A 12,257-nucleotide genomic window follows, 5' to 3' on the forward strand; every position below is an offset into this window, starting at 1 on the left:
CATGCGCCAGACACAGGAAGCAGCCAGCCAGGAGAAAGTCCGTATTTCGAAGCTGTTGGCCGAGCGCGGTATCTGTTCGCGCCGCGAGGCCGACAGCTACATCGAGAAGGGCTGGGTCAAGGTGGACGGCCAGGTGGCCCAGCTGGGTGACAAGGCCTGGCCCCATCAGTCGATTACGCTGGAACGGGCAGCCCAGACCTCGCAGACCAGCCGCGTCACGATTATTCTGCATAAGCCTGTCGGCTATGTTTCCGGGCAGGCGGAAAAAGGCTATCGGCCCGCCGCCACCTTGATTCAGGCGCAAACGCATTGGCGCGGCGATACCAGCCCGCAGCGTTTCCTGCCGAGCCATACACGCGGGTTGGCTGCGGCAGGACGGCTGGACATAGATTCCACCGGCTTGCTGGTGCTGACCCAGGATGGCCGGGTGGCGCGCCACCTGATTGGCGAAGACTCCGACGTTGATAAGGAATACCTGGTTCGTGTCGCGGGTCGCCTGAGCGAGGGCGGCCTGGCCTTGCTGAATCACGGCCTGTCTCTGGACGGCCATAAGCTGCGCCCGGCCCAGGTGACATGGCAGAACGAAGACCAGCTGCGTTTTGTCTTGCGCGAAGGGCGCAAACGCCAGATCCGGCGCATGTGCGAGCTGGTCGGGCTGAAGGTCATCGGCCTCAAGCGGGTGCGTATCGGCAAAGTCCGCCTGGGAGATTTGCCGGTCGGGCAGTGGCGCTACGTGAAACCGGGCGAGCGCTTCTGATTCCAGGAAGAACGCTGCGATTTGGCAGCTTTCACCGTCATTGAACGCTATCGTTGCCGCATGCGGCCTGCCTGAATGCTCAGACAGGCCGCTTTGCATTTCGGGAAGAGGCCCGTGGCGCCTATTCCTGCTGGAAGTCCAGGGTGTAGCTGGCTTTTCCATCCAGGGCAAGCTGGCGCGCCATCCAGGGCAAGGCTTCCTTGAGGGCGGCAGCCAGCGTCCAGGGCTGATTGATCAGGAACATGCCGCTGCCATGCAGGCCGCGTCCGTCGGGCGCCGGGGCGCGTACCGTCAACGTGGCGTTGAGCCAGTTGCGCACCGGCAGGCGTTGCAGCTTGCGCGGCAGTTCCTGTGCTTCGACCCGCGAAACAATGGGGTACCAGACCGCGATGGTGCCAGGCGCATAGCGCTTGATGGCATCGTTGACTGCTGTGACAACCTTGCGGTAATCCGTTTTGTCTTCGTAGGGCGGGTCGATCAGCACCAGGCTGCGGCGGCTGGGTACGGGCAGTAGGGCCTTCACGCCTTCGAAGCCATCCTGGCCGAAAATCGTGGTCTGGCGCATGGCGGTACGGCCACTGGCTTCCAGGTTGGCGACCAGCACCTCGACCTCGCTGGGGTGCAATTCGAACAGGCGCAGGCGATCGGTCGGGCGCAGGCGCGACAAGCTGACCCAGGGCGAACCGGGATAATGGCGCAAGGTGTTCTTGCCCTCGTTGAAGCTGCGGATCAGTTCACGGTAATTGTCCAGCAAGGGAGGGAGCTGGCCCTGATGCGACCAGACCCGGCCGATACCGTCCTCGAATTCTCCGCGCTTGGTGGCCCAATCGCCATCCAGGGCATACAGGCCGGCGCCTGCGTGGGTATCTATGACCCAGAACGGCGTGTCCTTGCGGGCGAAGTGTTCGACGGTATGCAGCAGAATGGAATGCTTGAGAACGTCGGCATGATTGCCGGCATGAAAAGCGTGGCGGTAACTGAACAAGGCGGGCCTTTGGCAAAAAGGGGCGGGAAGCGGGCGGCCGTCATGGCCTTGCCCGGTTGCGCCGCCCCGGGAGAATCTGGGGGATGGCAGGGAAGCAGTCAAGGATACCGGGGATGATGCGAACAATTCCCGAAGAGCGTCTTGCATGATGTTAAACTCGACGCCCGTGCCGTTCAGCAGGTATGCTGGGCGGTTGCAGGACGAATGGTATCGCATTCGTTTTTTGTGTCGCGTTTCCTGCGGGGTCGCGGGAAATTTTCGCCGGATGCCTCATGTTCGATTTTATTCGTAACCACAAGCGCTGGATGCAGTTCATCCTGATGCTGTTGATTCTGCCTTCGTTTGTTTTCGTTGGCGTCCAGGGATATACCACTTATGTGTCCCAGGATCAGGACGTCGCCATCGTCGATGGCGAGCCGGTGACCCGTCAGATGTTCGACAGGATGCTCAGCAACGCGCTTGAGCAAGAGCGCCAGCGCCTGGGCAGCAACTATGATCCCGCCCTTGTGGATACGCCAGCGCTGCGCAGCGCCTTGATCGACAACCTGCTGGAGCAGGCCGTGATCGCCCAGGCGGCCAGCAACTATCGTTTCTCTGCCTCGGACGAGGCGCTGCGCCGTTATATTGCGCAGCAGCCTTATTTCCAGCAGGACGGCCGTTTCTCGGCTGAGCGCTATCGCAACGTGCTGGCTGCACAAGGCCTGTCTGCCAACGATTACGAAGCCAACGCCCGTGGCCGTATCGCCATCGAGCGGGTGGTCGAGCCTGTTGGGGCGCGCATTGATCCGGCAGTGGCGGCACAGAATCCCTGGAATCCGATCAAGCCGCTGGATGCGTCGGTGCGCGTGCCCGACAGCGTCGTGCGCGCGCTTTACGATGCCATGCGCGAAACCCGTGATATTCAGGTGCAATCCTTCAAGGCGGCAGATTTTCTCTCCAAGGTGGATGTGACCGACGCGGATGTGCAGCAATGGTATGACGCCAATGGCGAAACCCTGCGCCTGCCGGAGTTCGTCGATGTCGAATATGTCATTCTCGATGAGCCGGCCGCACGCGCCGGCGTGGAAGTGAGCGATGACGATATCCAGAGCTACTACACGCAGAATCAATCGCTGTACAGCACGGCAGAGCGCCGTCGCGCCAGCCATATCCAGATTTCGGTAGCCGAAGATGCCAGCCAGGCCGAGCGTGATGCCGCGCTTGAGCGCGCCAAGGCGCTGGCTGAAGAAGCCCGCCATGACCCGGCTGCATTTGCCAAGCTGGCTCGCGAAAATTCGCAGGATGTCGGTTCCGCTGCCAATGGCGGGGATCTGGGCTGGGTGGATGTCTCCAGCTTCCCGGTCGCCAGCATTGCTGACGCCGTGTATGCCTTGCCGGAAGCCGGTGCGGTCAGCGACCCGGTATCCAGCCGTTTCGGTTATCACGTGGTGCAGCTGAGCGCGCTGGATAAGGCGCAGGTGCAGCCGCTGGACGAAGTGCGCGAGATCATCGCCGAAGAAGTGCGCACGCAAAAGGCTGGCGCCCGCTTTGCCGATCAGGCCAGCAAGCTGACCAATCTGGTTTATGACCAGCGCGACAGCCTGCAGCCGGTGACCGATACCCTGGGCCTGAAAATCCGTCGTGCCGGCGGCGTGAGCCGCAATGGCCTGGTGGAAGCCAAGGCCGCAGGCGCCGATGCCGCCATCGCCGGTGAAGATGCCGCCTGGTTGAATTCGGCCCGAGTGCGTCAGGCGCTCTTCAATAATGATGTGCTGAAGGAAGGCCATAATACCGGTGTCATCGAGCTTGAGCCCAACAAGCTCGTCGCCTTGCGCGTTGCCGAAGTGCATCCGTCGGCGATTCCGGCGCTGGCGCAGGTCAGCGACGGCATCCGTGCCCAACTGCGCGACGAGCGCGCCCAGGCGGCGGCCCGTGAGGCTGGCCAGGCAGCCCTGGCCAGCTATCAGGCGGAAAAGCCGGCCAGCTTGCCGCGCGGCTTTGGTGAAAAGCTGCAAGTCAGCCGTGAGCGTGCCATGGGCCTGGAACCTCAGTTGCTGGACGCTATCTCAGTCGTTCAGGCGGATGAGGCGCCGACATTCGTTGGCGTGCAGAATGGCCCGGATTACGAGCTGGTGTACGTGGCAGATGTCACGCCTGCCGGAACGCCTGATGCCAAGGATCTGAGCGTCTTGCGCGGCCAGCTGGACTTCATGCTGGGCGAAGGCCAGAAGGCTGCCACGCTGGAAGCCTTGCAGAAAGTGCTCAATGCCAAGTTGCTGCCGGAAGCCCAGCGTGTGATCGCCGGTGAAGGCAACGATTCACAGGACAGCGCTTCCTGATTGTTTTATGAGCCAGCGCTGGATTGCGCACCTGGACATGGATGCGTTCTACGCATCCGTGGAGCTGTTGCGTTACCCTGAATTGCGCGGTCTGCCCGTCGTTATCGGCGGCCGGGCCGCGCCTCCTGTTCTGTTGCCAGATGGCAGCAGGGAATACATGCGCCTTTCGGCCTATGCCGGAAGAGGGGTGGTAACAACGGCCACCTATGAGGCGCGAGCCTATGGCGTCCATTCCGCCATGGGTTTGATGAAAGCGGCGCAGCTCGCGCCGGATGCCATCTTGCTGCCGGTCGATTTTGCCCGCTACCGGGAGTTCTCCCGGCGCTTCAAGGCAGCGATCGCCACCTTGGCGCCTCGTATCGAGGACAGGGGGGTGGATGAAATCTACATTGATCTCAGCGACCACGACGACCTGCAAGCCTCCTCCTGTACGGAAGCAGGGCGGCAGGACAGTGTCCGCGCATTGGCGTTGCGCTTGCAACAGGCGGTGCTGGATGCGACGGGCCTGAGCTGTTCGATCGGCGTGACACCGAACAAGCTGCTTTCCAAAATGGCCTCTGAATTCGATAAGCCTGGCGGCATTACGGTATTGCGCATGGAAGAGGTGCCCGATCGGATCTGGCCACTGCCGGCCAACCGCATCAATGGCATCGGCCCCAAAACGACTGAGCGTTTGCTGCAGGCAGGCATCAGCACCATTGGGGATCTGGCGCGTTGCGAGTTGCTTTGGTTGAAAACGGAGTTTGGCACGCGCATGGGCGCCTGGCTGTATCGCGCTGCGCGTGGCGAGGACAGCCGGGAGGTGCAGACGGAAAGCGAGCCCAAGTCCGTCAGCCGCGAATCAACCTTTGAACGCGACCTGCATCCTCAGCGCGATAAAGTGCTGCTGGGGCAAATATTCACGCGTTTGTGCGTGCAGTTGTCGGAAGATCTGGCGCGCAAGGGTGTGGCTGGCAAGACCGTAGGCATCAAGCTGCGCTATGAGGATTTCCAGACGGTCACGCGCGACTTTACCTTGCCGTACCCCACCCAGGATGCGCGCACCATACGGCGTGCTGCCGGCAATTGTCTCAAACGCGTGCCGCTGGATCGGCGCTTGCGCCTGCTGGGCGTAAAACTCACGGGCCTGTCGGCCGTGACGGCGGGCGGGCCAATGCCGGCCGCCAGTGGCGACCCTTACACCTTGCCCTTGTTTGAAGATGCCATGCCGCTGGGCGGCTGAACCCGGCTTGGAGATACACCACGCCGATGCCCGCCGCCTGGCAAAGCAGCCCTGCGGCGACGCCGCATGAGGTTTATGCCGGGTCAGATTTCCTGCTGGTAGCAGGGGGTGCGGCTGCGGTTATAGACGCTGATGCGGCATTGCTCATCATCAATCCGGAAAATGACGCTCGCCAGCGTATTTTCCCCATCCGGGTCGCGCGGGTCGGTGCGCAGCATGGGCAGCGTCGCTTCCGTGTCGTAGAGAATGTCCAGCAGTTCGTCTGCGCCAGCCTGTTCATGCAGTTCCAACAGCAGCACATCCAGGCGCTCCAGGCGCTCGCGGGAAGAGGTCGTGACGAGCTGTGTGGTCTGGCGGGCACCGAAGTGAATGCAATGATTGGTATGGCCATACAGGATGGTCACAGGTTGGGAGGAACACCGTTCCGGCGTGGCCTCGATGCTGAGCAAGCGGTCGTCACCCACGGCGCCGAGCATATGGTGAAAGCCGCCGGCGCGTGGCATTTTGTTGAGCAGCGCCTGGGCTTCGTCCAGGCTGCGGCAATCCAGAATGGCGCGCGCCAGCATCATGCGGGGAACGCCTTGGCCGCCACGCATGATGCGCAGATTATCGACGACCTGCACCAGGCCGGCACGATTGGCCGCGAAGGTATAGCCGGGCAAAGACCCTGGCAGATAAAAGCACAGAAATCCCGGGCCATCTTCGGCCTGGACTTCCACCAGGCGGCCCAGGCCGGCCAGGAAGGGGTCGCCGTCCTCATTGTGAGCGATCCAGCGGGAACCGTCGGCGTGGCGCAGGGCCACCGTCATGCAGCCATCATCCGTCCTGTGCAGCAGGTCGCCACGGACATTCCAGAGTAATACGTCTTCCAATGGCATGTCCATGCCTTCGGCCAGACCGCAAAGCTCTTCCCATTGTTTGGGCAGATAATGCTGGGTTGCCTGGCCCAGTTGATCCAGCAAGGCATGGCCGCGCCAGCGGCGCAGCGCGAACCAGGTCGGGCTTTGCTCCAGCAGGCCGGCGATATGCGGACGGGCCAGATCGCCAAGCGCGCGGCCGATATCGCGGCGGCTACCGCGCAAAGAAAGAGGTGTCGCTTCCATAGGGCAGAAATCCTGAGCATGCGCCGCAGCGCAGTGCCACGCAGTACGCTGCGAGCGTCAGCGCGGCGGGTTCAACAGGGAGGCAGTGGCTTCCCCTGGAAAGGCGGCCGGAATATCCGGCCTGCCAGCCGATACGCCAGCCTGCGCTGGTATCGGTGCCCGTCCGGTCAGGAGCAAGCCTGACCGGGCGCATACTGTAAGGGATTGTAGGGCAGATGCCGCGTTGCTGCAGGAGAGGGCGCTGGCCGGGCCGGACGCCTTCGTGCAGGGTACGGCGCATGGGCGGGGCGTCAGCCTTTGACGCGGACGATCTTCTGCACCTGGGGCACGTGGCGGATGGCGCGAATGACACGCGCCAGCTGTACACGGCTTTCCACTTGCAGCGTCAGTTGCAGCGAGACCGTGGCGACGGCATCATCATGCATGGTGACATGAATGATATTGGCCTCGGCTGCCGTGACTTCCGCAGCAATGCGGCCCAGCGTGCCGCGCTCGTTGCGCGCGGTCACATCCAGGCGGGTGGAGAAATGCTTGGCGGTTTTTTCATCCCAGGCCACCGAAACCCAGCGTTCCGGTTCTCTGGTCTGGCCACGCGTGGCGACCGGACAGTCGGCAATATGCACGACCAGGCCATGGCCGGCGCGCAATTCGGCAATGATGGGGTCGCCCGGCAGCGGGTGACAACAGGGTGCCAGCTGCACAGCCTGGCCTTCATTGCCCTGGATGGGAATGGGGGCAGAGCGGGCGCTGACGATTTCATCGACGGCTGCCGCTGTCGTGGCGACCAGATCCGAACCCGGCATGAAGCGCCGGGCCACGACGGCCGCCAGGCGCTTGCCCAGCCCGATGTCTGCCAGAATCTCTTCGCGGCTGCGGGCACCGCTGACGCGGACAAGCTTGTCCCAGGAAGGGTCGGTGGATTCGGGCAGTTCCGCCTTGATGGCCTGCATGGCCTGTTGCAGCAGACGTTCGCCGAATGCGACGGATTCCTCGTACTGCACATTGCGCAGGTAGTGGCGGATTTCCGAGCGGGCGCGGCCGGTACGGACATAATTGAGCCACTGGGCGCTGGGACGAGCCGAGGGCGCGGTAATGATTTCGACGGTATCGCCGCTGCTCAGTTCGCTATCCAGCGGCATGAATTCGCCGTTGATGCGGGCTGCGACGGCATGATGGCCGATATCCGTATGGATGGCGTAGGCGAAATCCACGGGCTTGGCGCCACGCGGCAGCGAAATGATGCGCCCCCGCGGCGTGAAAACATAAACGGCGTCCGGGAAGAGATCGACCTTGACGTGCTCCAGGAACTCGCCGGAATCGCCGGTCTGGCTCTGGATGTCCAGCAGCGACTGCAGCCATTGGTGCGTGCGCTTCTGCAGCTCGTTGAGCGGGACGTCGTCTTCCTTGTAGAGCCAGTGCGAGGCCACGCCTTCCTCGGCGATATGGTGCATATCGCGCGTACGGAATTGGAATTCGACCGGCGTGCCGTAAGGCCCGACCAGCATGGTGTGAAGGGACTGGTAGCCATTGAGCTTGGGAATGGCGATGTAGTCCTTGAACTTGCCGGGCACCGGGCGGTACAGCTGGTGCAGCGTACCCAGGGCCAGATAGCATTCCGGCACGGTGTGCACGATGATGCGAAAGCCGTAGATGTCCAGCACATCGGAGAAGGATTTCTTCTGCGACGCCATTTTCTGGTAAATGCCGTAAAGCGACTTTTCCCGGCTGGATATATCCGCTTCAATGCCGGCGGCGGGAAGGGCCGCCGCCACGGCATCGTGAATCTTGCCCAACACTTCACGGCGATTGCCGCGCGCAGCCAGCACCGCTTTGCGCAGCACGCGATAGCGGTTGGGGTGGATGGCTTCGAAACAGAGATCCTGCAATTCCCGGAACAACGCATTCAAGCCCAGGCGGTTGGCAATGGGCGCGTAGATTTCCAGGGTTTCGCTGGCAATGCGGCGGCGCTTTTCGGTGCTGACAGCATCCAGCGTACGCATATTGTGCAGGCGGTCAGCCAGTTTCACCAGGATGACGCGGACGTCACGCGCCATGGCGAGCAGCATCTTGCGAAAGCTTTCCGCCTGTTGCTGCGCCTTGCTGGCGAATTCCAGGCGGTCAAGCTTGGAGAGGCCATCAACCAGTTCTGCGACATCAGGGCTGAAGCGCTCGGCCAGTTCCTGCTTGGCCACGCCCTGATCTTCAATCACATCATGCAGCAGGGCGGCCATCAGGGCCTCTGCATCCAGCTTCCAGCCGGCACAGATTTCCGTGACTGCAATGGGATGTGAAATGTAGGGGGCTCCGCTGGCGCGGAACTGCCCCAGGTGGGCTTGATCCGCAAAGCGGTAGGCCTCTCGAACCTTGGCGACCTCTTTTTCAGTGAGGTAGCCGCTGATGATTTCGGTCAGGCCTGCCAGCGATGCTACCGGTTGGCTGGCCACCGTTTCGCCGGCAGCGTGGCCGCCGGCATCATCGTGGGATTTGCTCTGGCGCTTCCCCAGCCTGGAACCGGCCTTGATGGCAGCCAGTAGACCGGTTGACGCTTGTTTCAGGCCCGAGAAGTCCATCGCCAGCCTCCCAGGGGATCAGGTCGGAACTTTACGCAGCATTTCCAGGCCGGTGACGCCTTCGGCAATTTCGCGCAGGGCGGTAACAGCTGGCTTGTTCTTCGATTCGATGCGGGAGCTGTGGCCCTGCGCCAGCTCACGGGCGCGATAAGCAGCTGCCAGCGCCAGCTGGAAGCGGTTGGGCGATTTTTGCAGACAATCTTCGACGGTGATACGGGCCATGGCGAATCTTAAAAAAGGGAACAAAAACAGGATGATGCCTTAGCGGGCGTCCAGCAGGCCAAAGCGTGCAAACAGTTCGGTATTGCGTTTGCTTTGGACGGGGTAGCGCAGGCGGGCACTGTGAATGATTTGTTCAAAGGCCTGCAGCGCATCGCTAAATTCTTGATTAATAATAACATATTCGCACTCGGACGCATGCGAAATCTCGCTGGCGGCAGCGGCCAGGCGCTTGGCGATGACAGCTTCCGCATCCTGGCCTCGGCGCCGCAGGCGCGCTTCCAGTTCTTCAATGGAAGGCGGCAGGATGAAGATGCCTATCGCGTGCGGGAAAAACTGGCGTACCTGGCGTGCGCCTTGCCAGTCGATCTCCAGAATAATGTCGTGGCCGGCGGCGATGGCGGCGTCAATGGCATCGCGGGGCGTGCCGTAATAATTGCCATGGACTTCGGCCCATTCCAGCATCTCACCTGCATCCCGGCGGCGCAGGAATTCAGGGATATCGACAAAGCGGTAGTCGCGGCCGTCCTCTTCGCCTTCGCGCGGTGCGCGGGTGGTGCAGGAAACGGAGAGCGCGATATCAGGATGCCGTTCGAGCAGGGCGCGAACCAGGCTGGATTTGCCAGCGCCGCTGGGCGCGACGACGATGAACAGATTACCGGAGTGGGCGGACATGGGGAAAGAATACCTTAACGAAGGCGGCAAGCATAGCAAACTTAAAGGCTTCCAGCGCTGAAAACCGGGCAATTTCCCCCGGTTTTGCCCGGCGCAGGCCAAGCCAAACGGCCACACTGGATTTACACTGCTGGCAGCTTATTCGCCGTCCACCGTCTTACCGGAGATTTCCATGGCCCCTCATTCCCCGCTTGTTACCGTTGCGCAATTGCAGGAGTGGTTGCAGCAGCGACCTACCGAGGTGCTGGTGTTGGACGCCAGCTTCGATCTGGGTGATCCTGCGGCGGGTCAGCAGGCATTTCTGCAGTCTCATTTGCCCGACGCGGCCCATATCGACCTCGACAAACATCTGAGTTCCAGGCCGGACGGCAGCAATGGCCGCCATCCTTTGCCGGATTTTGCTGCATTCGCTGCCGTGCTGGCGCGGCTGGGCGCCGACAATACCACGCATATCGTGGCGTACGACCGGCAGGGCGGCATGTATGCGGCACGGGTCTGGTGGCTGTTGCGGCGCGCCGGCCATGCCCAGGCCCACGTGCTGGATGGCGGCCTGCAAGCCTGGCAGGCTGCGGGCCTGCCTTTGGCCGAAGGGCCTGCTGCAACCCGGCGCTCCGGCAGTTTCAGGTTGAGGCCGGCGCTGGTGGAAATCGTGGATTATGAAACGCTGCGGCCGCTGGTGGATGCCCAGGCGGCGCCGCTGATTGTCGATGCCCGGGCGCCAGACCGTTTTCGCGGAGAGAATGAAACGCTGGATCGTATCGGCGGACATATTCCTGGCGCAAAGAATCGGTTTTTCCGGGACAACCTCGATGCCCAGGGGAAATTTCTGGCGCCTGACGCATTGCGTGCGGCTTTCGAGGCTTTGCTTGACGGCCAGCCGGCGTCGGGGGCTGTCATGCAGTGTGGGTCGGGCGTGACGGCCTGCCACAATCTGCTGGCGCTCGAGGTGGCGGGTTTGCCGGGTGCCAGGCTGTATCCGGGTTCTTGGAGCGAATGGTCCTCGCGCGATGGCGCGCCTGTGGCCACCGGCACAGCCTAAATCGGCACAGCCTGAGATTTACCGCAGGACGCCGGTCGGTTTGGGTCGGCGTCTTCCGGCGTGTACAGGGTTGGCCTATCTCCATGGCGCGTTCAACCTAAGCGCCAGGCCGCCTCGCCCAGCGCCGTGCCGAAGTCTCTGGATGGCTTGCCTGCGCGGTTTTTACGCGCAGGGCGGGCCATGACAGGAAGTGAGGGCAGTGTCATCAGGATTTCATCGCCGGTATTCAAACTGGCAAGCTGATTCCGGTCCGCAACCCAGCGGCGGGCCATTTACCGGAGAAATCAGCTCGTGAAAAAGACACTGCTTTGCCTGGCTCTTGGAATGACGTTCATGGGCGCGGCTCAGGCGCAGGATGCCTGCCCGCGTGGTGAATTGGATAGCCGCTATTGTGACCGCGATGGCGATATGGTGGCCGATGCGCCTACCGACCCCAAGGAGTGGGTGGATCCGGCGACTCTGGTGTTCGCCTATACCCCGGTGGAAGATCCGGAAGTCTATCGTGGTGTCTGGGATGGCTTCCTGAAGCATATGAGTGCGGTGACGGGCAAGAAGGTCCAGTTCTTCCCCGTACAGTCCAATGCCGCGCAGATCGAAGCCATGCGTGCCGGACGCCTGCATGTCGCCGGTTTCAATACTGGTGGCAACCCCCTGGCGGTCAATTGCGCGGGCTTCGTGCCGTTCGCAATGATGGCGGACAAGCAGGGCGCCTATGGCTATGAGATGGAAATCATCGTGCCTGCCGATAGCAGCGCGCAGAAAATCGAGGACCTGAAGGGCAAGACCATCGCCTTTACCTCGCAGACGTCCAACTCGGGCTACAAGGCGCCGTCAGCGCTGCTGGCCAGCGAGTATGGCATGCAGGCAGATCGTGATTACAAGCCTGCCTTTTCCGGCAAGCACGACAATTCGGTGCTGGGCGTAGCGAATAAGGATTACGACGGCGCTGCCGTGGCCAATTCCGTCATGAACCGGATGATCGGGCGCGGTACGGTAGATGCAGACAAGCTGCGCAGCATCTACAAATCGCAGTCGTTCCCGACGACGGGCTATGGCTACGTCTATAACCTGAAACCTGAGCTGGCCGACAAGGTACGCGAAGCGTTCTTTACCTACGATTGGACGGGCAGCCCCTTGCTGGAGGAGTTCAGCAAATCCAGCCCGCCCCAGGAAACGTTTATCCCCATTACCTATAAGGAACATTGGGGCGTGGTGCGTGATATCGACCGCGCAATGGACGTCAGCTATAGCTGCAAGTAACCCCGGGCGCTGGCGCCAGGCGCTCCGCGACGGAGATGGCCTGGACCGGCGCGCCCATGGCCGGCCGCCCGCCAGCGGCCCATGCATGAGCCGCGCCCAGCCCGTCGGG

10 protein-coding genes are annotated in these 12,257 nt (G+C 62.1%); 5 read left to right on the forward strand and 5 right to left on the reverse strand.

The features are described 5' to 3' along the window. Position 1 precedes the first annotated feature (1 nt). Positions 2–757, forward strand: a complete 756-nt coding sequence (locus tag ACNA1V_RS01915; RefSeq protein ID WP_415831893.1) for a pseudouridine synthase — start codon at positions 2–4, stop codon at positions 755–757. A gap of 121 nt (positions 758–878) precedes the next feature. On the opposite strand, the gene ACNA1V_RS01920 is transcribed toward ACNA1V_RS01915, so the two are convergent. Beyond that, positions 879–1,742 carry a 23S rRNA (adenine(2030)-N(6))-methyltransferase RlmJ gene (locus ACNA1V_RS01920; RefSeq protein ID WP_415831894.1) on the reverse strand — a complete coding sequence of 288 codons (864 nt, stop codon included), beginning with the start codon at positions 1,740–1,742 and terminating at the stop codon, positions 879–881. A 272-nt stretch (positions 1,743–2,014) separates the two neighbouring features. Between ACNA1V_RS01920 and ACNA1V_RS01925 the strand changes: the two genes are divergently transcribed. Together ACNA1V_RS01925 and dinB are read left to right on the forward strand one after the other, a co-directional pair. Then, the gene (locus tag ACNA1V_RS01925; protein ID WP_415831895.1) at positions 2,015–4,060 is read left to right on the forward strand and encodes a SurA N-terminal domain-containing protein; all 2,046 of its coding nucleotides are present in this window, start codon (positions 2,015–2,017) and stop codon (positions 4,058–4,060) included. 7 nt (positions 4,061–4,067) lie between these two features. Further along, the gene (gene dinB / locus ACNA1V_RS01930) at positions 4,068–5,282 is read left to right on the forward strand and encodes a DNA polymerase IV (protein ID WP_415831896.1); all 1,215 of its coding nucleotides are present in this window, start codon (positions 4,068–4,070) and stop codon (positions 5,280–5,282) included. Positions 5,283–5,365: 83 nt separating this feature from the next. Here the strand turns inward: dinB and ACNA1V_RS01935 are convergent, their stop codons facing one another. The 4 genes from ACNA1V_RS01935 to gmk form a co-directional block, all read right to left on the reverse strand. Further along, positions 5,366–6,385, reverse strand: a complete 1,020-nt coding sequence (locus tag ACNA1V_RS01935; RefSeq protein ID WP_415831897.1) for a C45 family autoproteolytic acyltransferase/hydolase — start codon at positions 6,383–6,385, stop codon at positions 5,366–5,368. 290 nt (positions 6,386–6,675) lie between these two features. Beyond that, a complete protein-coding gene (locus ACNA1V_RS01940) occupies positions 6,676–8,955 on the reverse strand; it encodes a RelA/SpoT family protein (RefSeq protein ID WP_415831898.1) in 2,280 nt (759 codons plus the stop codon). Between the two features lie 18 nt (positions 8,956–8,973). Beyond that, positions 8,974–9,177, reverse strand: coding sequence for a DNA-directed RNA polymerase subunit omega (rpoZ, locus tag ACNA1V_RS01945; RefSeq protein ID WP_068369484.1), 204 nt, complete (start codon positions 9,175–9,177; stop codon positions 8,974–8,976). 39 nt (positions 9,178–9,216) lie between these two features. Further along, positions 9,217–9,849, reverse strand: coding sequence for a guanylate kinase (gene gmk, locus ACNA1V_RS01950; RefSeq protein ID WP_415831899.1), 633 nt, complete (start codon positions 9,847–9,849; stop codon positions 9,217–9,219). Between the two features lie 172 nt (positions 9,850–10,021). Here gmk and ACNA1V_RS01955 point away from each other — a divergent pair, with 172 nt between their 5' ends. Together ACNA1V_RS01955 and phnD are read left to right on the forward strand one after the other, a co-directional pair. Further along, complete coding sequence (locus tag ACNA1V_RS01955) at positions 10,022–10,888, forward strand: sulfurtransferase (RefSeq protein WP_415831900.1); 867 nt, start codon at positions 10,022–10,024, stop codon at positions 10,886–10,888. 291 nt (positions 10,889–11,179) lie between these two features. After that, positions 11,180–12,148: a phosphate/phosphite/phosphonate ABC transporter substrate-binding protein gene (phnD, locus tag ACNA1V_RS01960; protein ID WP_415831901.1), complete on the forward strand. Its 969-nt coding sequence runs from the start codon at positions 11,180–11,182 to the stop codon at positions 12,146–12,148. The last annotated feature ends 109 nt before the right edge of the window (positions 12,149–12,257 follow it).

The organism is Kerstersia similis (assembly GCF_965139615.1).
Lineage (GTDB): Bacteria > Pseudomonadota > Gammaproteobacteria > Burkholderiales > Burkholderiaceae_B > Kerstersia > Kerstersia similis.

Coding starts and splice junctions, on each gene's coding strand:
- gmk (WP_415831899.1), bottom strand. CDS start 9,849: ATGTCCGCCCACTCCGGTAATCTGTTCATCGTCGTCGCGCCCAGCGGC.
- ACNA1V_RS01925 (WP_415831895.1), top strand. CDS start 2,015: ATGTTCGATTTTATTCGTAACCACAAGCGCTGGATGCAGTTCATCCTG.
- ACNA1V_RS01935 (WP_415831897.1), bottom strand. CDS start 6,385: ATGGAAGCGACACCTCTTTCTTTGCGCGGTAGCCGCCGCGATATCGGC.
- rpoZ (WP_068369484.1), bottom strand. CDS start 9,177: ATGGCCCGTATCACCGTCGAAGATTGTCTGCAAAAATCGCCCAACCGC.
- dinB (WP_415831896.1), top strand. CDS start 4,068: ATGAGCCAGCGCTGGATTGCGCACCTGGACATGGATGCGTTCTACGCA.
- ACNA1V_RS01915 (WP_415831893.1), top strand. CDS start 2: ATGCGCCAGACACAGGAAGCAGCCAGCCAGGAGAAAGTCCGTATTTCG.
- ACNA1V_RS01955 (WP_415831900.1), top strand. CDS start 10,022: ATGGCCCCTCATTCCCCGCTTGTTACCGTTGCGCAATTGCAGGAGTGG.
- ACNA1V_RS01940 (WP_415831898.1), bottom strand. CDS start 8,955: ATGGACTTCTCGGGCCTGAAACAAGCGTCAACCGGTCTACTGGCTGCC.